The sequence below is a fragment of the Stenotrophomonas muris genome, from assembly GCF_052751275.1.
In genome coordinates this window covers 3,874,256-3,896,218 of the sequence record NZ_CP199879.1, presented here as the reverse complement: position 1 = coordinate 3,896,218, position 21,963 = coordinate 3,874,256, and the positions used below count along the sequence as shown (strand labels likewise).

Sequence of the window (21,963 nt, the reverse complement as noted above, 5' to 3'; positions counted from 1 at the left end):
ATGCGCTTGCTGATGCTTCTTCCCGCACTGCTGTTCGCCGCGCTGCCTGCCAGCGCCGACGCGTTGCAGTGTGGCGAATACCGCAGCGCCGATGGCGGCACGGCGCTCGTGTTCACCACCTCCAGCAGCGGCTACCGCCACAACGACATCCGTGAACGGGAGCCGCTATGGGTCGATCGCAGTGCGGCGCAGACCCGGTTGGTCATGCTCGACGATGGCGTGGCGCAGCCGATCCGGATCAGCGCCGATGGGCACCGCATCGAGGACGACGTGGTGACCTACACGCTGAGCCACTCCCGCGCCTGCGCCATCGAACCCAGCGTGATGGACGGCAGCTGTCGCGCCGCCGGCAGCCACTGCATCGCGCAGCTGCCCACGGCCTCACCCGGCCAGGCCCTGCGCGCGTGCAATGAAGGCGTTGGCGCAGGCTGCTCGACGCTGCTGCGACAACTGCGCGAGAACAGCGCAGCAGTAGCCAATGACACCGGCCCGGCCCGCTTCGAGCGCCCGGGCATCTGCCGCGAACCCACACCTGGGCATGATCCGGAGGCCTGCGAGACGCAAACCAGTGATGCGCTGGCTGCCGCCATGCAGCAATTGGGCGAACGTCTGCAACAGGTAGACGAAGGCGCGCTGGATTCGCCGCTTCCGGGCGCTGCACGTGATCGTCTGCAGCAGCTGTGCCTGCAACACCGTGGTGGTCGCTTCTGTACCGAGGTTGCCGAGCAGCAGTTGATCGCGCTGGAACCCGCGCTGGCCGTGCAGGCGCTGCAGGTGGTCTGCGATGCTGGGCGCGCCAGTGCCTGCGAACGTAGTGCGCCATTGCGTGAACTCGGCACCGATCTACGCCTCGTGCCTCTCCAGCAAGTGCCCTGTGGCCGCTATCAGGCCGATGGCGGCGCGATCGACAGGCTCGACTTCGGCGATGGCACGCGCGGCCGACTGGATGACGGCGCCATCCACCTGCAGCAGGACGGCGAAACCCTTGTCCTGCGCCAGCTGGGCAACGGCGACCTGCTTGGCATGGATACGCAGACCGGTTACCAGCGCTACCAGCCGGTGCCCGGCACGGCACAATGCACGCCCCCGCGCGAGGGCCGTGATTCGCCGTAGCGCCTGGAGTTTCCCGTTCGATCGTCAAGGAGACGACATGCATTCACCCGCACCGCGCCGCCGCTGGCTGGCCTGGGCGCTGCTGCTGGCCGCGCCGATGGCCGCCGCACAGTCACCGCAATGCGGCCTGTTCAAGGCCGACGAAGGCAGCAGCACGCTGCGCATCAGCTCACCGAACCGCGGCGAGCAGAAGCACTTCGGCAGTGCGCCGTCTCCGGTCGCGTTCCAGCAGATCGACGGAAAGCTGCAACTGGTGAACCTGGAGTACGGCCTGCCCAGCGCGTTGCAGGTGCGCGATCGTGGCCGCACGGTCGAGGTGGATGGCACGGTCTACATCCTGCAGGCCCCCGCACAGTGCGCCGCCGCAGCCAGGCCGGCTGAAGGCAGCTGCCTGGCCGATGCGGCGGCGTGCCTGGACAACCGCCGTGAAGCGCCCCCGGCCGCGCTGGAAGCAGGGTGCCGGGAAGGCGTGCCCGGCATGTGCCTGCAGCTGGCCGATCGCTGGCATGTCGAGGCCAGGGCGCCGGCCACGCCGGATGAGGCGCAGCAACAGGCCATCCTCGATACCGCACTGGCCGGCATCGAACTGCCTGTGCCGTGCCGGAATGGCGGCTTCAGCAACGAAACACCGGCCTGTGCAGCGGCGCTGGAAGCGGATCCGGCGCTGCAGGATCAGATCGTCAAGGCCGCGATGGGTGCGGCGACGGTCGAAGCCGTGAGCTCCGTGCTGTCACCCTCCACGCCGGTGGTGGTGCCGGCCGCGCAGCGCCAGCAGCTGTTGCAGTTGTGCCAGCAGGTCGGCCATGGCGGCTTCTGCAGCCGCGTGGCCGAGCTCTCGTGGGAATCCGGCGACCCCTTGCAGGCGGTGCAGGCACTGACCACAGCGTGCGCGCCCGGTAAGGAAAGCGCCACCTGCGAGCGCCTGCCTGCATTGCAGGCGCTGGGCGCCTCGTTGCGGCCGCAGCCGGCTACGGCGCTGCCCTGCGGCACCTTCCGCGCCGCAGGTGGCCTGATGGATACGCTGGACTTCGGCGATGCAGGACGGGTCGGCATCGGCTGGGACAGCCAACTGCGTGCTCGTGTCGAAGGCGGCGACATCCGCATCCGCCACGACAAGGGCGGCGACTTCGTGCTGCGGCCGTTGCCCGGGGGCCAGCTGCTGGGCCTGGACACGTGGACACGCTTCCAGGTGTTCGTGCCGACCGGCGAGGGCGCGAGCACCTGCAGCCCGCCGAAACACTACACGGTGCTGCCGCTGCCGCAGGACTGCCCGCAGGCGCTGGCCAGCGGCGGTGCCGAAGCCTGCTGCGCGCAGGGCAAGCTGCAGGGCTGCAACATTCTTGGCAACCGTCTTGCGCTGTCCGGCCAGTGGCGGCAGGCGGCAGAGCACTACACCACCGTGTGCCGTGCCGGCGTGCGCGAGGGCTGCGAAAACCTGGTCGCAGCGCAGGGCCGCAGCAGCGACATCGACGCCCATGCGACGCTGGAGCGGCTGTGTGCCGCCGACCGCAGCGGGCGCCACGTCGCCTGCGACGTGCTGGACACCGGAAACTGGAGCGCCCTGGAGCTGGGCCGTGTCCTGCAGGAGGCGGTGGACGAAGCGACGGCCGAGGACACTCCGGCGCCGCGCGCTTCCAACCGCAAGCGATGAGCCGGCCAAGGCCTGCCCGCAGCTTCGGGCGGGCCCTGCGGTAAAGTAGCGCCATGAACGAATTCGAGCGCGTGCGCACCTACCTCACCGACCTGCAGGACCGCATCTGTGCGGCGATCGAGGCCGTCGATGGCCAGGCCCGCTTCCAGGAAGACCTGTGGCAGCGGGCCGAGGGCGGTGGCGGGCGTACCCGCGTGCTGCGCGACGGCGCGGTGTTCGAGCAGGCCGGCATCGGCTTCTCCGACGTGGCCGGCAGCCGCCTGCCGCCGTCGGCCTCGGCCAACCGCCCGGAACTGGCCGGCGCCTCCTGGCGCGCCACCGGCGTGTCGCTGGTGTTCCACCCGCTCAATCCCTACGTGCCGACCACCCATGCCAACGTGCGCTTCTTCCAGGCGCAGCGCGACGGCGAAGTGGTGGCCAGCTGGTTCGGCGGCGGCTTCGACCTGACTCCGTTCTACCCGTTCGACGAGGACGTGCAGCATTGGCACCGGGTCGCACGCAACCTGTGCACGCCGTTCGGCGACGAGCGCTATGCCGCGCACAAGCGCTGGTGCGATGAATACTTCTTCCTGCGCCACCGCAATGAAACGCGCGGCGTCGGCGGCCTGTTCTTCGATGACCTGCACGGCGATTTCGAGCGCGATTTCGCTTATCTGCGTGCGGTCGGTGATGGCTTCCTCGACGCCTACCTGCCGATCGTGCAGCAGCGCAAGGACGCCGCATATGGCGAGCGCGAACGCGAGTTCCAGCTGTACCGCCGCGGCCGCTACGTGGAGTTCAACCTGGTCTACGACCGCGGCACCCTGTTCGGGCTGCAGAGCGGTGGCCGCAGCGAAAGCATCCTGATGAGCCTGCCGCCGCGGGTGCGCTGGGAGTACGGCTTCACCCCGGAAGCGGGCAGCGCCGAGGCGCGCCTGGCCGACTACCTGGTGCCACGCGACTGGCTCTGATCGTCCGGCGCCACGCCTGATCCGTGGCGCCTTCTTACGCCTGTGGTGCGCCCCGCGCCGGACAGGCCCTGCACTGCCTCCTTCAAGGATGACCCCATGCCTGCTGCTGTTCCCTTCCGCCCCCGCGCCGCGGGCTGGCGCTCCCTGCTGTTGCTTGCATTGGCCTCGGCCAGCCTGCCGGCCGCCGCGCAATCGATGGCCTGCGGCACCTACAAGGACGTCGACGGCAACACCACGCTGACCATCGAAAGTGAAGGCCATGGTTTCCTGTCCGGCCCCTACCAGGCCACCGAGCAGCTGCGCATCGCCCGCCAGGAGGACGTGCTCGGCACCGGCAACCTGTCCACCGGCCGCCTGGAAAACTGGTACTTCTCGGACAACGATCGCACGATCAGCACCCCCTATCGCGAATTCACCCGCGAGCACACCGCCGCCTGCAGGACGATGCCGGAGCCCATCGAGGGCGGCTGCGTAATGAACACCTCCGAGTGCCTGGAGGCGTTGCCGGAAGCCGAACCGCTGAAGCTGCATGCCTGGTGCGCCGAAGGCGTGGGCGCGGCCTGCATGCAGCTGCTGGAGACCTACCAGCGGCAGGCCAAGGACGCAGCGCCGGCGCCTGCACGTTCCGAGCCGCCGATGCCGGAGATCTGCAAGGAGGATTCGGCGTCGTTCAATGCCGAGGGCTGCAGGGCGATCGCCGAGGTGGTCGGCGCCGAGATGATGGGCAAGGCCGTGCTCGGCCTGCAGCATTCGAACGACCCTGTCTTGCCGTCCGCGCAGCTCGATGAACTGGCCGCACTGTGCCGGCAGCAGCACGGCGAGGCGTTCTGCGCCGACGTTGCCGAGGCGCTGTGGAGTGGTGGGCGCCTGTTGCAGGCCCATGACGCGCTGCAGCTGTCGTGCGCCCAGCGCGCGGATGGCGTGGCCTGCGGCGGCGCCGAGGCGCTTGCCCGACTGGCCTCGGTACCGGCCGCCGCACTGGCCCCGGTGCCGGCTTCCGCGCTGCCCTGTGGGAGCTATGAAGCGGAGTACGGCGTGCTCTCGCAGCTGCGCTTCCTCGATGGTGGCCTGGTGGAAGCCGGGGGCCGCGACCAGCGCCTGCGCGCGAGCCTGCAGGACGGGCGCATCCTCATCCATCGCGACGTCGGCAGCGACTTCGTACTGCAGCCGCTGAAGAACGGAAACCTGGCCAGCGTCGACGGCGGCAACCGCTTCGCCTACTACGAGCGCAAGCCGGGCTCAGGCAATGCCAGCTGCGCACCGCCGGTGGCCTTCGTGGAGATCCCCCTGCCGCTGGACTGCCCGACCCTGGACCGCAAGGACGGCGCCAAGGCCTGCTGCACCGATGGCAAGCTGCTGGGCTGCAAGGTTGCCGGCGAGGCACTGTTCAAAAACGAACAATGGGCCGCATCGCGGTCCTACTTCCAGACGCTGTGCAGCGCGGGTGTGCGCGAAGGTTGCCTGGCAATGGCCGCGGTGTATGCGCATACCGCGGATCCGAAGATTCCGCAGGCCATGGCGGCGATCTGCGCGAAGGACGGCAAGGGCACCCACGTCGCCTGCGATGTGGACGCGACGCGCAACTGGCCGGCGCTGAAGGCTGAAGCCGCTCCCTGAGGCCAGGCACCTGTTGAGCCGGGCATGGGCCCGGCGCTACGAGGTCAGGTGCTCTTCCGCGCGATGATCGTGATGTGCCCGGTCGTCTCCAGCAAGGCGATCTGCACGTCCTCGATCCGCAGCCCGCCCTGTTGGCGCAGCGCGGCATCGAAATCGGCCCGGCTGATCAGTTCGCGGCGGAGAACGCCCTCCAACAGCCGGCCATCACGCGCGATCACGGTGGGCTCTCCTTCGATCATCCGCTCCATGCGCCGATTCCGGGTGGTCAACCAGCCCACCCCGTAGTTCAGCACGATCAGGGTGGCCGCCAGCAGCAGGCCACCGCCCAGCGAGGTGTCGGTGCCCAGCAGCGCGTTCTGCACCGCGTTGCCCAGCAGCACGATCAGCAGCACGTCGAAAGGCGTGATCTGCCCTAGAGCCCGCTTGCCGCCCAGCCGGACCATGCCCAGCACCACGACATAGACCACCACCGCGCGCAGGATGAATTCCCACCACGGCATGGCCAGGGCGAACAGGTCGGGCATGGTCTTCCCCTGCAGAACGGTGGCCCAGCCTAGCACCTGGGGTCAGATCCCTTTGCCCGGCGGGCAAAGGGATCTGACCCCCAGTGTGTGTTCCGTTGGCGCAAATAAAAAGCCCCGCTGACCAGGGGGAGGTCAACGGGGCCGGGGAACGGGCACTTGGGGAGGAGTCCCCGTTCCGAGATCTGCTCCAGGGGATGGGAGAGATCCACAACAGGCGTTGCGCCTGTCGGGAGTTATAGAAGCACTTCGAACACTAACGGTTCGTGAAGGGGCCCCATTTAATGAATTTCAATAGGGGCAACATTCATGGTCGAGTCAGAAACACCCGACTCATGAACAAATTCACGTCGTTTTCGGCCTGAAACACCGTCAGTGCGCTTCGTCCCAGTTGTTGCCGACGCCCGTGTCGACCACCAGTGGCACCCGCAGTTTGGCCGCTTGCGACATGCGCTCCACCACCTGCAAACGCAGGTCCTCGACGAAACTGCTTTCGGTTTCGAACACCAGTTCATCGTGCACCTGCAGGATCATCCGTGCCGGCGCCCCGCTGTCACGCAGCCACTGGTCCACATCCACCATCGCGCGCTTGATGATGTCGGCGGCAGTGCCCTGCATCGGCGCGTTGATCGCCGCGCGTTCAGCACCGGCACGCAGGCCCTGGTTGCGGGCGTGGATGTCGTTCAGGTACAGGCGACGGCCGAACAGGGTTTCCACGTAGCCCTGGTCACGGGCCTGCTGGCGCATCCGCTCCATGAAGTCGCGCACGCCCGGGTAGCGGCTGAAGTACAGCGCCACGTAGTCCTGCGCCTGGCCACGGTCGATGCCCAGGTTGCGGGCCAGGCCGAAGGCGCTCATGCCGTACATCAGGCCGAAGTTGATGGCCTTGGCGGCGCGGCGCTCGTTCGGGGTCACCTCCTCCAGCGTGCGCCCGAACACCTCGGCGGCGGTGGCACGGTGTACGTCGGCGCCCTGCTCGAAGGCACGCACCAGGCCCGGGTCCTCGGACAGGTGGGCCATGATCCGCAGTTCGATCTGCGAATAGTCGGCCGCCAGCAGCTGGAAGCCTTCCGGGGCGATGAACGCGCGGCGGATGCGGCGGCCGTCCTCGGTGCGGATCGGGATGTTCTGCAGGTTCGGGTCCGACGAGGACAGGCGGCCGGTGGCGGCACCGGACTGGTGGTAGCTGGTATGCACCCGGCCGGTGTCCGGGTTGACCATCTCCGGCAGCTTGTCGGTGTAGGTGCTGCGCAGCTTGGCCAACCCACGGTAGTCCAGGATGACCCGCGGCAGCTCATGCTGGTCGGCAATCGCCTCCAGCGCCTCTTCATTGGTGCTGGGCTGGCCCTTCGGGGTCTTCACCACCGCCGGCAGCTTCAGCTCGTCGAACAGCACCGCCTGCAGCTGCTTGGGCGAATCCAGGTTGAAGCTGCGCCCGGCCAGCTCGGTGGCCTTCTGCTGCGCGGCCAGCATGCGCGAGGACAGGTCCTGGCTCTGCCGGCGCAGTTCGTCGGTGTCGATCCGCACGCCATTGGCTTCAATGCTGGCCAGCACCGGCACCAGCGGCATCTCGATGTTGCGGTACACGCTGTCCAGCGCCGGCTCGGCCAGCAGCTGCGGCTGCAATGCGTGGTGCAGGCGCAGGGTGATGTCGGCGTCCTCGGCGGCGTAGCGGCTGGCTTCGTCGATGCCCACCTGCGAGAACGGGATCTGCTTGGCGCCCTTGCCGGCCACGTCCTCGAACTTGATGGTGCTGTAGCCCAGGTAACGCAGCGCCAGCGAATCCATGTCGTGGCGGGTGGCGGTGGAATTGAGCACGAAGCTCTCGAGCATGGTGTCGTCGTGGTAGCCCTGCACCGCCACGCCGTGGCGGCGCAGCACATGCAGGTCGTACTTGCCATGCTGGCCCAGCTTCTTCTTCGCCGGGTCCTGCAGCGCCGGGCGCAGTGCGTCCAGCACCTGCTGCATGGGCAGCTGGGCCGGCGCACCCGGGTAATCGTGGCCGACCGGAATGTACGCCGCCCTGCCCGGCTCGACGGCCAGGCTGATGCCCACCAGGCGCGCGCGCATCGCGTCCAGCGCATCGGTCTCGGTATCGAAGCTGATCAGTTCGGCCTGCTGCAGGCGTTCGACCCAGGCCTGCAGCTGCTCGGCGGTCAGCACGGTCTCGTACTCACCCGGCGCGGACAGTGCCGGATCCAGCGTGCCAGCGGCGGGCGCCTCGACGCTGCCACGGGCGAAGCCAGCGGCGGTGCCACGCAGGCTCGGGGTCGCCTCGCTGGCGGCCACCGGTGCCGGCACCGGCGCGCCCAGCTCCTTCAGCGCCTGGGTGAAGCCATAGCGCGTATACAGCTCGGTCAGCGCCGGCACATCCTGCTCGCGCAGGGCCAGCGTGGTCGGGCTGGCGTCCAGCTGCACGTCGGTACGGATGGTCACCAGCTCGCGGTTCAGCGGCAGCCGCTCCAGCGCGGCGCGCAGGTTCTCGCCGATCTTGCCCTTCATGGCCGGCGCGGCCGCCATCACGCCGTCCAGGTGCTGGTACTCGGCCAGCCACTTGGCGGCGGTCTTCGGCCCGCACTTCTCCACGCCCGGCACGTTGTCGACCGCGTCGCCCATCAGCGCCAGCAGGTCGATGATCTGGTCGGCGCGCACGCCGAACTTCTCCATCACCGCCGCATCCGAATCCATGCGGCTGCCGGTCATGGTGTTGACCAGCTCGATGCCCGGGCGCACCAGCTGGGCGAAGTCCTTGTCGCCGGTGGAAATGGTCACCTTCAGGTCCTGCGCCAGGCCCTGAAGGGCCAGCGTGCCGATCACATCGTCGGCCTCCACGCCGGGGATGCGCAGGATGCTGATGCCCAGCGCTTCGACGATGCGGCACATCGGCTCGACCTGGCTGCGCAGCTCATCGGGCATCGGCGGGCGGTTGGCCTTGTACTGGTCGTACAGGTCGTCACGGAAGGTCTTGTCCGGCGCGTCGACCACGAACGCGACGTAGGCCGGGCGCTCCTTCAGCGTCGAACGCAGCATGTTGACCACGCCGAACAGCGCGCCGGTGGGTTCACCCTGTGCATTGGACAGGGGCGGCAGCGCGTGGAACGCGCGGTACAGGTAACTGGACCCGTCGATCAGGACTAATCTGCTCATGTGCCGATTCTACGCGCCCGTGCCTGCACCGCGGCGACACGGCCCGTACACCGCGATGGGGCATAATCAGGGCTCTTTCCAGGCAAAGGCCCCGCCGATGAAGACCCTGATGCTGGCTTCCCTGCTCCTGCTCGCTGGCTGCGCCAGCATGGGTGGCGCGGGCGCTCCCCCGGTGGACGTCAAGGGCGCGGATGTATCCAAGCGCACCATGGACAACGGTGACACCATCGAGGAATACCGCGTGTCCGGCCAGCTGCGCATGGTCAAGGTGACCCCGTCGCGCGGTGCCCCGTTCTACATGTACGACAAGAACGGCGACGGCCGCATGGACAACGACAGGGACGGCGTGTCGCCGGTCTACTGGAAGCTGTACAGCTGGTGAGGTGACCGGGGTTGTGACCGGGGTCGGATCCCTTTCCACAGGAAAGGGCTCTGACCCCCTCGAAGCCACCGGCACGGCCCCGATCCCCCCACAAAAAAACAACGCCGGCGCGCATCCTGCGGCCGGCGTCGGGTCCCCTCCCCGGGAACGCTTGAATCAGCGGGTATGGATCAGCGGATGACCAGCACCGGCAGCGTGCTGCGTGCCAGCACTTCGGCGGTCTGGCTGCCCAGCAGTACACGGGTCACGCCGCGGCGGCCGTGCGAGGTCATCACGATCAGGTCGCTGTTGCGCTCACCGGCGGTCTCGATGATGCCGTCGGCCGCATAGCGGTCCAGCACGTGTACCGGGTTGGCGGTGATGCCCTGCTCGGCGGCCTTGGCCAGCGCCGGCTGCAGCACCTTCTGCGCGCCTTCCTCGCGGTCGGCCTTGTATTCGGGGCTGTTCATGTAGCCCACGCTCCAGCCCATGGCGTCGTACATGCCGACGGCCCACGGCTCGGAAACAGTGACGATATCGACCTCGGCGTTGAGGTCCTTGGCCAGCTCCAGGCCCTTGGCCAGGCCCTTGTCGGCCAGTTCGGACCCGTCAGTGGCAATCAGGATGCGCTTGTACATGGTGGGGCTCCGTGGCGGTCTGCCGGATGGGAACGACACCATTGCACACCGTATGTGCAGGCGGCGCCTTGAGCAGGATCAATCCGGCGCCGCGCAGCGGCGTGTGCGTACCGTCACGTGGTCCGGGGGACAGGCTCGGCCCGCCCTCTTCTGTAGAGCCGAGCCCGTGCTCGGCTGCTTCTGGCGGGAAGAGCAGCCGAACATGGGCTATGCCGGTCGTCCTGACCGGCACCCTTCGGGCCGTCGCAAGCGACGTTGGCAGCGGCTCCTGCCACTACCTTCGGCTCTACAACAACGTTGCTCAGGCGATCTGCACGATGCGCGCGTTCTGGCACAGCGGGTAGCTGGCCACGAACTCGTCAATCGCATCGCGCATCGCCTCGAACGATTGGCCGTACATGTACAGCGCGGTCTCGGTCGGGCCCTGCCACCAGCTGCAGATCTCGCCCAGGCCGTCGATGTTCCCGGACAGCTGCTCGAACACGTGGTTGGAATCGCACTGTTCGTAGACCTCGTCCGGCAGGTTCAGGCCATCCAGGTAGATGCCCAGGCCTTCGGTCACGCCGAAGCTGCGATCGGCCTCGCCTGCGCCCTGTATCTGCGAACCCTTCGGTGCACCCAGCTGCTCCAGCAGGTCGATCAGCTTCGGCACGCCCGCGGCATCGACCAGTGCCACTTCGATATCGCCGTATTCGACCTCACCCAGGTCGGACATCGCGGTGCCGCCGCCGGTCAGCTCGCCCACCTGGGCCGCCTGCAGCAGCGCGTCGAGCGGATCCTCGAACAGTTCGTGGCGGTGCTCCGGCTGCAGCCGGGCGTTCAACTTCACGGTGACGTGCAGCGTGGGTTCGGTCATGGGGGCGTTCCTGGAAGAAGTGCCACCTATTGTAGAGCCGAGCCCATGCTCGGCTGCTTCTGGCCGGAAAAGCAGCCGAGCATGGGCTCGGCTCTACAACAGCCTGTCAACGCAGGAACGGCGTGACCTTGCGCTTCAGCAGTTCCACCAGCACCGGGTCCATGTACTCGTAGTCATCCGGAATATCCAGGCAGATCACCCGCTTGCCGTTCAACCAGGCCTTGTAGCGGCTGGACAGCCGGTTGCGGTGGGCGCGCTCCATCACGAACACGATATCGGCCCACTGCAGCAGCTCGGGGCTGAGCACTTCCTCGGCGTCGGCCAGCAGCCCGGCCGAGGCGGTCTCGATGCCCGGCCAATCGGCGAATACCTGCTCGGCCGTCGGGCTGCGCAGGCGGTTCTGGCTGCAGAGGAAGAGCACATTGCGGGTCATGAGCGCAGCCTAATGGGGGCAGAGCCCTTTTCCAACGGAAAAGGCTCCGGCCCCAACCACGTGCATTCCGCGATGGGGTCAGAGCCCTCCCTGCGGGAGGGATCCGACCCCTCGACGGCGATCAGATCACCGTCAGGTTGGCGTAGGCCATCACCAGCCACTTGCTGCCGGCATCAGCAAACTCGACCTGCACGCGGGCGTGCGCGCCGCTGCCTTCGTAGTCGGTCACCATGCCTTCGCCGAACTTGGGATGGGTAACCAGCGCGCCGAGCTTGACCGGCGGCGCCTCGATCGAGGCATGGCCCATCACCCGGCTGGCGCCCATGGAGGCCGGCCGCGAGACCTGCACCTTCGGGCGCACTTCGTGCAGCAGTTCGCGCGGAATCTCGCGCAGGAAGCGTGACGGCAGGCTGTAGTTGTCCTGGCCGTGGATGCGGCGCGATTCGGCATAGCTCAGCACCAGCTTCTGGCGCGCGCGGGTGATGCCGACATAGGCCAGGCGGCGCTCTTCTTCCAGCCGCCCGCTTTCCTCCAGCGAGCGTGCGCTGGGGAACAGGCCTTCTTCCAGGCCGGCCAGGAACACCAGCGGGAATTCCAGGCCCTTGGCCGAGTGCAGGGTCATCAGCTGCACGCCCTCTTCGCCCGCCTGCGCCTGGCCCTCACCGGCCTCCAGCGCGGCATAGGCCAGGAACGCGACCAGCTCGTCCATGTCCTCGCCCACTTCCTCGATGTCGTCGGCCCGGCGCACGAAGCGCGAGGCGACCGAGACCAGTTCGTCGAGGTTGTCGGTGCGCGACTCCGAGTCCAGCGCGTTGCGGCTTTCCTTGCTCCAGTGCTCGCGCAGCTGCGAGCGGGCCAGCACGTGGTCCACGCGCTCGGCCAGGGTCATGTGCACGGTCTGCGCCTGCAGCTCGTTGACCAGCCCCAGGAAGCCGGCCAGTGCATTGCGCGCGCGTGCGGCCAGCGCACTGCCCTGGGTGACCAGCATGGTTGCTTCCCACAACGAGATGCCCTGCGCGCGTGCCTCGCGGCGCACTTCGTCCAGCGTGCGGTCGCCGATGCCCCGGGTGGGGGTGTTGACCGCGCGCTCGAACGCGGCGTCATCGTTGCGGTTGGACAGCAGGCGCAGGTAGGCCAGCGCGTCCTTGATTTCGGCACGCTCGAAGAAGCGCATGCCGCCATACACGCGGTAGGGCACCTGTTCGCTCAGCAGCGCTTCTTCCAGCGCGCGCGACTGCGCGTTGCTGCGGTAGAGCACGGCCACTTCGGTGTAGCTGCCACCGTCGCGCACCCACTGGCGGGCACGCTCGACGATGTAGCGTGCCTCGTCCATCTCGTTGTACGCGGCGTACAGGTCGATCGGCTCGCCGTCACCGCTGTCGGTCCACAGCTGCTTGCCGATGCGATCCGGGTTGTGCGCGATCACCGCGTTGGCAGCGCCGAGGATGTTGGCGGTGGAGCGGTAGTTCTGCTCCAGGCGGATGGTCTGCGCGCCCGGGAAATCGCGCAGGAAGCCCTGCACGTTCTCGACCTTGGCACCACGCCAGCCGTAGATGGCCTGGTCGTCGTCGCCGACCACGAACACGTGGCCGGAATCGCCGGCCAGCACGCGCACGAAGGCGTACTGGATGGCATTGGTGTCCTGGAACTCGTCCACCAGGATCTCGCGGAAGCGGGCGCGGTAGTGCGACAGCAGCGCCGGGTTGTCGCGCAGCAGTTCGTGCGCGCGCAGCAGCAGCTCGGCGAAGTCGACCAGGCCGGCGCGGTCGCAGCGCGCCTGGTACTCGATGTAGGCCTGGCGCATGGTCTCCAGCCACGCGTCGTGCGGTTCGGGCTGGATGTGCTGCGGGCGGCGGCCCTCGTCCTTCTGCGCGTTGATCCACCACGCGATCTGCTTGGGTGGGTACTTGCCGTCGTCCAGCTCCAGCGCCTGCACCACGCGCTTGACCAGCCGCAGCTGGTCGTCCGAATCCATCACCTGGAAGCCTTCGGGCAGCTTCGCGTCCTGCCAGTGCAGGCGCAGCAGGCGGTTGGCCAGGCCGTGGAAGGTACCGATCCACATGCCACGGCTGCCATGGGGCAGCTGTGCGTCGATGCGGTGGCGCATCTCGCCGGCCGCCTTGTTGGTGAAGGTCACCGCGAAAATGCCGTGGGTCGGCACGCCATCGACTTCATGCAGCCAGGCGATGCGGTGGGTGAGTACGCGGGTCTTGCCGGAACCGGCACCGGCCAGCACCAGGTGGTGGCCGGGGGGAGCGGAGACGGCTTCGCGCTGGGCCGGGTTCAGACCATCAAGCAGGTGGGAGACATCCATACCCCCATTTTACGGCATCGCCGTCGCGGCTCCTGCGACCACCTGGGTGGCCAGTGCCTGCGCCTGCTGACGCAGTTCAGGCACCGCCAGGCTTTCCCACAGGCTGCCGATGCGCAGGCTGCCGAGTACGCCCAGCCGCGCCTGCGGCTGGCCACCGGCGGCACGCAGGCGGTCGCCCGGCACCGTGCTGTCCAGACCCAGCCCGTGCGGGCCGGGGCGGGCCAGGCCATCGCTCTGCAGCTGCTGCAGCAAGGGATTGCGCAGCGCGCTGGCGCGGGTTTCCACGCCGGTGGCGTTGATCACGCCGCCGATCGTCCAGTGCTGTTCATTGCCAGACGGAGCGCGGCCAGAAAGCCGCAGCGCTTCGCCTTCGCGGCCGACGCGTTGCAGGCGGGACCGGTGAATACGCAGTTGGCCGCTTTCGATCAGCGCCTGCAGCTGTGCGTCGACCTCTTCGGCGATGCGGTGGCGATGCACGTCCCAGTAGCGCACCACATGGCGCAGGAAGCGGCGCTGGTCGGCCGCGTCGAGGCTGCACCACAGTGCCTGCCCGTGCGGACGGATGCGGTCCATTACCCCCTGCCACGGCAGACCATCGGCCTGCGCCTGGCGCGCGAACCCGCGCAACGCGCGCAGGCGCTGGCGCAGGCTCATCGGCAGCAGCGCAGCCGGGTCGAACGCGGGCAGGCCGCCATGCGCATGCGGCAGCGGCAGCAGGCCATGGCGCGAGATCACGTGCAGCGGGCCGGTGTGGCCGGCAGCAACCAGCGCCAGCACGGTGTCGGCCATGCTCAGGCCGGAGCCGACGATGGCCACGGCCTGCTCACCGGCCAGGGTGCGTATGCCGTCGTAGTCCCAGGCCTCGATCACGTCATCGGCGGGCAGTGCCTCGGCACCGGCTACCGGCAGCGGCCGCATGCTGTTGCCGGTGGCGAGCACTGCCTGTGCGGCGTGCAGCGTCTGGCCATCGCCGAGTGCCAGCTGGTAGCCGTGGTCATCCGGCTGCAGGCCCAGTACCGGCTGCACGATCACCTGCAGCTGTGCCGGGCTGGCCGCGGCGGCCTCCTGCAGGCGCTGCTGCAGGTACGCTGCAAAGTAGTGGCGGCACACGTAACGCTCGCCCAGCACCTCGCGCGCCTCGCCCGGGTAGGCGTTGGCGGCCATCAGGTAGTCGAGGAAGTCGCCGGGCTGGTCGGCAAACGCACTCATCTTCGCCGCCGGCACGTTCAGCAGGTGCTCCGGCCACGGCGTGGCATAGGCGATGCCCTGCGCCAGCTGCGAAGCCGGTTCGAAGATGGCCAGCGCCAGCGGCGCCTGGGCCTGGCGCAACACCTGGATCGCCACCAGCACCCCGGCCGCACCACCACCGATGATTGCCAGGTCCAGTTCGCCATTACGCGGTGAATCAGTCATGCGCCGATTGTAGGCCATCGGCGATGACGGGCCGGATTGCCGAAGCGGGCGGTTGCCGCCGTTTCACATCAACGCATCGGCCAGCCGTGCGATGCCTTCGCGGCTGCGCCGCCACGTGGGACGGCTGCGCCACTGCTGCAGGTCCAGCTGCCGCGACTCGCGCAGGTAGCCATCCTCGATCGCGCACAGCTGCTGCACCAGCGCGCGGTCGTAGCAGACCAGGCCGATTTCGGCATTCAGCGCGAACGAGCGGATGTCCATGTTGATCGAGCCGAGCACGGCGATGTCCTCGTCCACGCTCATGTGCTTGGCATGCAGGAACTGCGGCTCGTACAGCGCGATGCGCACGCCACAGCGCAGCAGCTCGTCGTAGTAGGCCTCCTGCGCCCACGACGTCAGCCGCTGGTTGTTGCTGGCCGAGAGGATCAGCTGCACCTGCACGCCGGACAAGGCCGCAATGCGCAAGGCGCTGAGCGTGGCTTCGTCGGGCACGAAATACGGGGTGACCATCACCAGCCGGCGCCGCGCCAGGTGGATCAGCGCCGCCACCGCATCGCGTGCGTTGCTGTAGGGATAGGCGGGGCCGCTGGGCAGCAACTGTGTGGCGATGTCGTCGCTGCACTCGGGCACATCGGCGATCACGTCCAGGCGCTGGCCGGTTTCCATGTACCAGTCGCTGGCGAACACCGCTTCCAGATGCGCCACCGCCGGGCCGCGCACGCGCGCCACCAGCTCGCGGTTCGGGTGGCCAGGCACGAACTGCGGGCCGGCCAGGTTCTGCGAACCGACATAGGCCACTTCGTTGTCGATCACCGCGATCTTGCGATGGTTGCGCAGGTCCATGCGCCCGCTGCGGCGCCAGCGCAGGCCACCGGGCAGCATCGCGCGCACTTCGATGTCGCGCGCCTGCAGGCGCTTGCGATAGGCACGCAGGCCGCGCTTGGCGCCCACCGCGTCGAGCAGCACGCGGCACTGCACGCCACGTGCAGCCGCACGCTGCAGGGCCTCGACGATCGCCTCGCCCACCGCGTCGTCGAACATCAGGTAGTACAGCAGGTGCACGCGGTCTTCGGCCTGGTCGATGTCGGCGATCAGCGTGTGCAGTGATTCGTCGTAGTCGGTCAGCAGATCGACGGCGTTGCCGTGCACCGGCATGAAGTCGCCCTGGCGCTGCACCAGCGGCACGATCTCGGCGCTGGCGGTGTCCGGCTGCGGTGTCCAGCGCAGGCGATGCTGCAGCGCCTGTTCCTCGCGGATGACCTGCGAGGCCTCGGCCTGGCGGCGGATGCGCTCGCGCGACAGCCATGGGTGGCCGAACAGCAGGTACAGCGGCAGGCCCAGCAGCGGCACGAAGCCGACCAGCAGCAGCCAGCTACGCGCCGCCCCCGGCGTGGTGCGGGTGGGGATCCAGCACAGTGCAACCAGCCGGATCAGCCAGTCGATCAGCAGCAGGTACGAACCCAGCAACCACTCGAACAGCATCGTGTCGCCCGTCGGGAGGTGATGGGCCATTCTGCCCACCGGCCCTTGTGGAGTCGAGCCGCGCTCGACGGCCTTCCGGTCCGACCGCACAGCAGCCGAGCGTGGGCTCGGCTCTACAGGATGGCTCAATGCCGCACCGGCACCTCGCACAGCCGCCGCACCGCGTCGGCATGGCGGCGGCCGTTGAGCGCCATGCAGGCGATCGCCTGTGCGGCCCGCTCCAGCTGCGCCTCCGGCAGCGGCGACGGCGCGCCGTTGGCCAGTGCCAGATGGTGGTCGCACAGCAGCAGCGCCATGCCCTCGATGCCTTGCAGCATGCGCTGCAGGCGCAGCCAGCCCAGTTCCAGGTCCTGCCGGTGTGATGGGGTGTTCATGCAACCTCCTTCAACGGATCTGGCCACCGTGAAGGTGGCGGACGATGCGTGGTTGCAATACCGGGAAGCAATCAATCAGCAAACGAACCGGCGGGCGCAAGGCCCCCTCGCACCGTCCGCCATAGAGGCGGATAGGTCACCAACCGTCGCCGGAGGGATCTCCGGCGACGGCGGGCGAGTCTACTGATTGATTGACTTCACGGGATTGCAAGCCCGACCGCTGCAACCGCAGCGGCTCACCATCATGGGCACGGCCACGCCCGTCGTTCCAATCGATTTGAACCGTGCGAGGCGCCCGAACCGGTAGGAACAATCACTTATCGCATTCGGCCCTTCGCTCCAGGCATGGCGCCATTGGCGACAGCGTGCGCAGGGACTGCCCAGTGCCGACCAACGGTCGGCACCCACCACCACCACAGCAGCATCGGAACGGTCGGTATCCACCAGGTAAACGCAGGGCATGAAAAAACCCGCCACAAGGGCGGGTTTCTTCGCGGGGACCAGCAATCCGTGCGGATTACTTGATCTTGCCTTCCTTGTACAGGACGTGCTTGCGCACGACCGGATCGTACTTCAGGAATTCCATCTTCCCCGGGGTGTTCTTCTTGTTCTTGTCGGTCGTGTAGAAGTGGCCGGTACCGGCCGAGGAAATCATACGGACCTTATCGCGCTTGCCTGCCATGATGCTTTACTCCTCAGACCTTTTCGCCGCGCGCACGCAGCTCAGCCAGAACGGAATCGATGCCGTTCTTGTCGATGGTGCGCAGTGCATGCGCGGAAACACGAAGCTTGACCCAGCGGTTCTCGCTGGCCACCCAGAAACGGCGCTCGTGCAGATTCGGCAGGAAACGACGACGGGTCTTGTTGTTGGCGTGCGAGACGTTGTTACCCGTCTGCACTCGCTTGCCGGAAACCTGGCATACGCGGGACATTGCGCACCTCGATAGTAGTAGTTGTCAGCCCGTAGCCCGGGCGACGGCGGCCTCGATGGTTGCCCACCACACGTCAAGAGAATCAAAGGGTTACGCTGGCGTTGGGCGGCCGGGGACGTGCTCCCGGGGGCGCCGCCCGGTAGAAAACCGGACACAGCGAGCCGCGCATTATGCACGGGTTCAAACACTTGCGCAAGTTACCCACAGGCGGGGACTGGACCGGCGGGGCGGGGGGACTTCGCCAACCGGCATACTGGCCCGGATCACTGCGGAGCTTTCCATGCGGCTGCTGGCCCTGACCTACGGAACCGAAGGCGATACGCGTCCGCTGGCCATGCTCTGCCATGGGCTGATCAGCGCAGGCCACGCGGTGACACTGCTGGCCGATGGCGGCACCCTGGGCAGCGCGCAGGCCCTGGATGTGCCCCACGCGGCCCTTGAGGGTGACATCCATGACGAAGTGGTCGCCCTTGTCTCGCGGGGCAACGGTGTTGCCGCCGCCAGTACCGGTCTGGCACGGATGGCGCTGCAGCATGTCAGCGGCTGGATGCGCCAGGCCGATGCCGCCGCCGAAGGCTGCGATGCGATTCTGACCGGCGGACTGGCGGCCCTTGTCGGCATGAGCGTGGGCGAACGTCGGGGTCTGCCGGTCATCGGCACCGGCATGATTCCGCTGACCCCGACGCGAGCCTTCCGCTCTCCGTTCCTGCCACCCGGACGCTCGCCGGGCTGGTTGAACCGGGCCAGCTACGGGTGGGTCAACGGCCTGATCTGGCGCCAGTTCCGTCGGCCGATCAACGCGGCACGCCAGCAACTGGGGCAATCGCCGCGTCGCGCGCTGTGGTCCGGCCTGCCGATGCTCTATGGCATCTCGCCGCAGCTGCTGCCGCCACCGGCGGACTGGCCGGTCGACCACATCGCCTGTGGCCAATGGCGGCTTCCTGATGCGCCCTGGACGCCGCCAGCCGATCTGCAGGCCTTCCTCGATGCCGGGCCGCCGCCGGTCTATCTGGGCTTTGGCAGCATGACCGGATTCGATCGCGAGCGCGTGCTGCCGGCCCTGCTGCAGGCGCTGGCACCGCGCCGGGTGCTGCTGTTTCCAGGGTGGGCCGGATTGCCGACGGGTGCGCTGCCAGCAGATGTGTTCGTGCTCGGCCCGACGCCACACGAAGCACTGTTCCCGCATTGCGCACTCGCCATCCACCATGGTGGCAGCGGCACCACGCATTCGGCCTGCCGCGCCGGCATTCCCTCGCTGGTGATGCCGTTCGCCGCGGATCAGTTCTTCTGGGCCGATCGCCTGTATCGGTTGGGCGTGGCACCGGCACCGTTGTCACCGAAGCGACTGGATGCAGCAACGCTGGCGGCAGCCATCACCTTCGTTGAAACCGACGCAACACGCGCACGCGCGGCGGCCCTGGGCGTGGCGATGGGCCATGAGGACGGGGTGGCCTGTGGCGTGGCGATGATCGAGCGCTGGTTACGGCCGGTGTAACAGCGCCCAGGCCTCAGCGCAGGTGCGAAATCACCTGCGCCAGCAGATGGGCATCCTTGAGCGCGCCGTGCAGGCCGCGCTGGCTGGGAATGCGCAGGCGCTGCAGCACATCATCGAGCTTGTTGCCCTGGCCGGGCCAGCGCCCGCGCGCCAGCTTCAGGCTGCAGGTGATGCGGCAATGCTGGGCCAGCGTGCCAGGAATACCGGACAGACGCAGCTCGTTGTCCAGGAAGCCCACATCGAAGGTGGCGTTGTGCGCGACCATCTCGCTGCCGCGCAGGAAGTCCAGCAGTTCGGCGGCCTTGCTGGAAAACAGTGGCTTGCCCACCAGCATCGCATCACTGATGCCATGCACGCGCTGTGCACCCCAGTCGACCCTGCGCTGCGGCTGCAGGTAGGTGTGGAACTGGCGGCCGGTGAGCTGGCCATCGATCAGTTCGACGGCACCGATTTCGATCACCCGGTGCCCCAGGCGGTGGGAGATGCCGGTGGTTTCGGTATCCAGTGCGACGATGCGACTCATGCGTGGCGATGTGTCCTGTTGCGTGCTGTGGTGATTTTCGCATGCCGGTAGAGCCGGGCCCACGCTCGGCTGGCGCGCGTAGCGCGGGCTTGGTGATGCCAGAAGCAGCCGAGCGTGGGCTCGGCTCTACAGATGCGCGCGCGCGATCAACCCAACGCCTCCACCACCCAATCGATGAACACCCGCAGCCGCTGGTTCATGTGCCGGTTCGGCGGGAACATCACGTGCATCGGCATTGGCGGCAGCTGCCAGTCCTGCAGCATCGGCAGCAGCTCGCCGCGCGCCACGTGCGGATCAGCCATGTAGCTGGGCAGCGCCACCACGCCGAGCCCGGCCAACGCAGCGGCCAGATAGGCGTTGCCGTCATCGAAGCCGACCGTATAGCGGCCCTGCACTTCGATGCGTTCATCGCCGCGCTGCGTGCTGAATACCCGCGCCCGGCCACTGCGCGGACTAAGGAAGCCGACCATGTGGTGGTCGGGTCCTTCCAGCGCGCGCGGATCGGCCGGCAACCCGAAACGCTGCACATAGCCCGGGCTGGCGTGGAAGCCGATCGGCAGCGCCGCCAGCGGCCGCGCCACCAGTGCCGGGTCGGCCGGGATGCCACCCCGGATCACGCAGTCGACGTTGTCAGCGATGACATCGACCTCGCGGTCACTCACGCCGATGTCCAGCTGCATCTCCGGGTAGCGCGCCTGGAAATCCGGCAACACCGGCACCAGCCGCAGCCGCGCGTACGGCCCGGGCACATCCACGCGCAGCCGCCCGCGCGGCTGGGTGGCCGCGTCACCCAGCCCGCCTTCCACCTCTTCCAGCTCGGCCAGCAGGCGGGCGATGCGCGGGTAGTAGGCCGCGCCGTCAGCGGTGACACTGACCCGGCGCGTGGTGCGGTTGAGCAGGCGCAGCCGCAGGTGCGCCTCCAGCTGCTGCACCAGTTGGGTGACCGTGGTGCGGCTGATCTGAAGGGTCTGCGCGGCGCGGGTGAAGCTGCCGGTTTCCACCACCCGGGCGAAGGCGCGCATTGCCTCGAAACGGTCCATGGCGGGTCAAGATTGTTTGGGATTGGCAATCAATCTAGGCCGATCATCGCGGTTTATCCAGACAGCACTGGCGCGGAGGATGGCGTTCTCTCCCACGGGATCTTCCCCATGTCACAGCGTGATGTCGTTTTCCCCGTCGGCCGCCAGGCGCTTTACGAGCGCAACCGCTACTCGCCGGCGATCCGATCCAATGGCTTCCTGTTCGTCTCCGGCCAGGTCGGCAGCCGTGAGGACGGCTCGCCCGAGCCAGACTTCGAAACGCAGGTGCGCCGCGCTTTCGAGAATCTCAATGCGGTGTTGGCTGCTGCCGGCTGCACGTTCGATGACGTGATCGACGTGACCGTGTTCCTGGTCGATCCAGAGAAGAACTTTGAGAAGGCCTGGGCAATCGTGCCGGAGTATTGGGGCGAGGCGCCGCACCCGACCCTGACCGGTATCGGCGTGACCTGGCTGTATGGGTTCCAGTTCGAGATCAAGGTGATCGCGAAGCTGCCGTGATACGGGTAGTGCCGGCCGCTGGCCGGCAACGCGGTGGGGTCGAAAAGCGTGTCGACCAAGGTCGACACCTACCTGAGCACATGTGCGCGGCGCACCCGAACGGTGTGGTGGGGTCAGAGCCCTTTCCGGAGGAAAGGGATCCGACCCCGCGCCCGGCCCAGCTGAACGGGAGATTCCGACGAATTCCCGAAGCGTCCATTGATATTGTATCCGGCGAAAACCGCTTGCTAGCCTGCCGTCCATGCGCTGGATCACCCGCCACCTCCGTTCGACCCTGCTGATGCTGCTGATGGCGGCATTCGTGGTCGTGCCGGTGGCCGACGCGCTGGCCTGCACGGTGGAACCGCATGCCAGCACGGTGCATGTGGAGTCCGCACCGGATGCCGATGGCGATGCCGACGGCAAGCACGTCGGTGCCTGTGGCCACAACCACTGCCACCACTCCAATCTGAGCCTGCCGGCCAGTACCTTCGCCGCCTTCGGTGCGCCGCTTCCGGCGCGCTGGATGAATGCCGGCGACGCGGCGACCTATGCGGTCGCCCAGGATGAACTGACGCGTCCTCCCCGGGCGTGAGTTGAGCGCGACCCGCATTCGCGGGCTTCGG

General features: G+C 67.9%; 21 protein-coding genes. 8 read left to right on the top strand and 13 right to left on the bottom strand.

Annotated features, from left to right (window positions below; all coding sequences use genetic code 11):
* The 4 genes from ACUVWL_RS18045 (at position 1) to ACUVWL_RS18030 (ending at position 5,331) form a co-directional block, all read left to right on the top strand.
* Positions 1 to 1,113, top strand: a complete 1,113-nt coding sequence (locus ACUVWL_RS18045; protein ID WP_445978627.1) for a hypothetical protein — start codon at positions 1 to 3, stop codon at positions 1,111 to 1,113.
* A 37-nt stretch (positions 1,114 to 1,150) separates the two neighbouring features.
* On the top strand, positions 1,151 to 2,764 hold the full coding sequence (locus ACUVWL_RS18040; RefSeq protein ID WP_445978626.1) for a hypothetical protein: 1,614 nt from the start codon (positions 1,151 to 1,153) through the stop codon (positions 2,762 to 2,764).
* Positions 2,765 to 2,817: 53 nt separating this feature from the next.
* The gene (hemF, locus tag ACUVWL_RS18035; protein WP_032960638.1) at positions 2,818 to 3,714 is read left to right on the top strand and encodes an oxygen-dependent coproporphyrinogen oxidase; all 897 of its coding nucleotides are present in this window, start codon (positions 2,818 to 2,820) and stop codon (positions 3,712 to 3,714) included.
* Between the two features lie 96 nt (positions 3,715 to 3,810).
* Complete coding sequence (locus ACUVWL_RS18030; protein WP_445978625.1) at positions 3,811 to 5,331, top strand: hypothetical protein; 1,521 nt, start codon at positions 3,811 to 3,813, stop codon at positions 5,329 to 5,331.
* 44 nt (positions 5,332 to 5,375) lie between these two features.
* Here the strand turns inward: ACUVWL_RS18030 and ACUVWL_RS18025 are convergent, their stop codons facing one another.
* Together ACUVWL_RS18025 and polA are read right to left on the bottom strand one after the other, a co-directional pair.
* Positions 5,376 to 5,855, bottom strand: coding sequence for a DUF421 domain-containing protein (locus tag ACUVWL_RS18025; RefSeq protein WP_014648862.1), 480 nt, complete (start codon positions 5,853 to 5,855; stop codon positions 5,376 to 5,378).
* A 369-nt stretch (positions 5,856 to 6,224) separates the two neighbouring features.
* Positions 6,225 to 8,999 (bottom strand): DNA polymerase I, encoded by a 2,775-nt coding sequence (polA, locus tag ACUVWL_RS18020; protein WP_445978624.1) that lies wholly within the window; start codon positions 8,997 to 8,999, stop codon positions 6,225 to 6,227.
* Between the two features lie 97 nt (positions 9,000 to 9,096).
* Between polA and ACUVWL_RS18015 the strand changes: the two genes are divergently transcribed.
* Positions 9,097 to 9,381, top strand: coding sequence for a DUF2782 domain-containing protein (locus ACUVWL_RS18015; protein WP_111205376.1), 285 nt, complete (start codon positions 9,097 to 9,099; stop codon positions 9,379 to 9,381).
* Positions 9,382 to 9,551: 170 nt separating this feature from the next.
* Here ACUVWL_RS18015 and ACUVWL_RS18010 read toward each other — a convergent pair whose 3' ends face one another.
* The 9 genes from ACUVWL_RS18010 to rpmB all read right to left on the bottom strand — a co-directional run bounded on the left by ACUVWL_RS18010 (position 9,552) and on the right by rpmB (position 17,802).
* Positions 9,552 to 9,998: a universal stress protein gene (locus tag ACUVWL_RS18010; protein WP_005411629.1), complete on the bottom strand. Its 447-nt coding sequence runs from the start codon at positions 9,996 to 9,998 to the stop codon at positions 9,552 to 9,554.
* 301 nt (positions 9,999 to 10,299) lie between these two features.
* Positions 10,300 to 10,854 (bottom strand): hypothetical protein, encoded by a 555-nt coding sequence (locus ACUVWL_RS18005; RefSeq protein ID WP_049442082.1) that lies wholly within the window; start codon positions 10,852 to 10,854, stop codon positions 10,300 to 10,302.
* A 106-nt stretch (positions 10,855 to 10,960) separates the two neighbouring features.
* A complete protein-coding gene (locus ACUVWL_RS18000) occupies positions 10,961 to 11,287 on the bottom strand; it encodes a low molecular weight protein tyrosine phosphatase family protein (protein ID WP_032960648.1) in 327 nt (108 codons plus the stop codon).
* A 121-nt stretch (positions 11,288 to 11,408) separates the two neighbouring features.
* Positions 11,409 to 13,601, bottom strand: a complete 2,193-nt coding sequence (gene uvrD, locus ACUVWL_RS17995) for a DNA helicase II (RefSeq protein WP_445392020.1) — start codon at positions 13,599 to 13,601, stop codon at positions 11,409 to 11,411.
* Positions 13,602 to 13,610: 9 nt separating this feature from the next.
* Positions 13,611 to 15,032: an FAD/NAD(P)-binding protein gene (locus tag ACUVWL_RS17990; protein WP_445978623.1), complete on the bottom strand. Its 1,422-nt coding sequence runs from the start codon at positions 15,030 to 15,032 to the stop codon at positions 13,611 to 13,613.
* Between the two features lie 45 nt (positions 15,033 to 15,077).
* The gene (gene cls, locus ACUVWL_RS17985) at positions 15,078 to 16,496 is read right to left on the bottom strand and encodes a cardiolipin synthase (RefSeq protein WP_014648869.1); all 1,419 of its coding nucleotides are present in this window, start codon (positions 16,494 to 16,496) and stop codon (positions 15,078 to 15,080) included.
* Between the two features lie 125 nt (positions 16,497 to 16,621).
* The gene (locus ACUVWL_RS17980) at positions 16,622 to 16,870 is read right to left on the bottom strand and encodes a hypothetical protein (protein ID WP_126411524.1); all 249 of its coding nucleotides are present in this window, start codon (positions 16,868 to 16,870) and stop codon (positions 16,622 to 16,624) included.
* 517 nt (positions 16,871 to 17,387) lie between these two features.
* Positions 17,388 to 17,555: a 50S ribosomal protein L33 gene (gene rpmG / locus ACUVWL_RS17975; RefSeq protein ID WP_169411268.1), complete on the bottom strand. Its 168-nt coding sequence runs from the start codon at positions 17,553 to 17,555 to the stop codon at positions 17,388 to 17,390.
* 10 nt (positions 17,556 to 17,565) lie between these two features.
* Positions 17,566 to 17,802, bottom strand: a complete 237-nt coding sequence (gene rpmB, locus ACUVWL_RS17970; RefSeq protein ID WP_005411638.1) for a 50S ribosomal protein L28 — start codon at positions 17,800 to 17,802, stop codon at positions 17,566 to 17,568.
* Positions 17,803 to 18,082: 280 nt separating this feature from the next.
* Between rpmB and ACUVWL_RS17965 the strand changes: the two genes are divergently transcribed.
* On the top strand, positions 18,083 to 19,297 hold the full coding sequence (locus ACUVWL_RS17965) for a glycosyltransferase (RefSeq protein WP_049442086.1): 1,215 nt from the start codon (positions 18,083 to 18,085) through the stop codon (positions 19,295 to 19,297).
* 13 nt (positions 19,298 to 19,310) lie between these two features.
* Here ACUVWL_RS17965 and dnaQ read toward each other — a convergent pair whose 3' ends face one another.
* Positions 19,311 to 19,820: a DNA polymerase III subunit epsilon gene (gene dnaQ, locus ACUVWL_RS17960; protein ID WP_049407177.1), complete on the bottom strand. Its 510-nt coding sequence runs from the start codon at positions 19,818 to 19,820 to the stop codon at positions 19,311 to 19,313.
* Positions 19,821 to 19,966: 146 nt separating this feature from the next.
* Positions 19,967 to 20,860 (bottom strand): LysR substrate-binding domain-containing protein, encoded by an 894-nt coding sequence (locus ACUVWL_RS17955; RefSeq protein ID WP_445978622.1) that lies wholly within the window; start codon positions 20,858 to 20,860, stop codon positions 19,967 to 19,969.
* 108 nt (positions 20,861 to 20,968) lie between these two features.
* Here ACUVWL_RS17955 and ACUVWL_RS17950 point away from each other — a divergent pair, with 108 nt between their 5' ends.
* Positions 20,969 to 21,358, top strand: coding sequence for a RidA family protein (locus ACUVWL_RS17950; RefSeq protein ID WP_445392024.1), 390 nt, complete (start codon positions 20,969 to 20,971; stop codon positions 21,356 to 21,358).
* Between the two features lie 241 nt (positions 21,359 to 21,599).
* Complete coding sequence (locus ACUVWL_RS17945; protein WP_014648874.1) at positions 21,600 to 21,932, top strand: hypothetical protein; 333 nt, start codon at positions 21,600 to 21,602, stop codon at positions 21,930 to 21,932.
* The last annotated feature ends 31 nt before the right edge of the window (positions 21,933 to 21,963 follow it).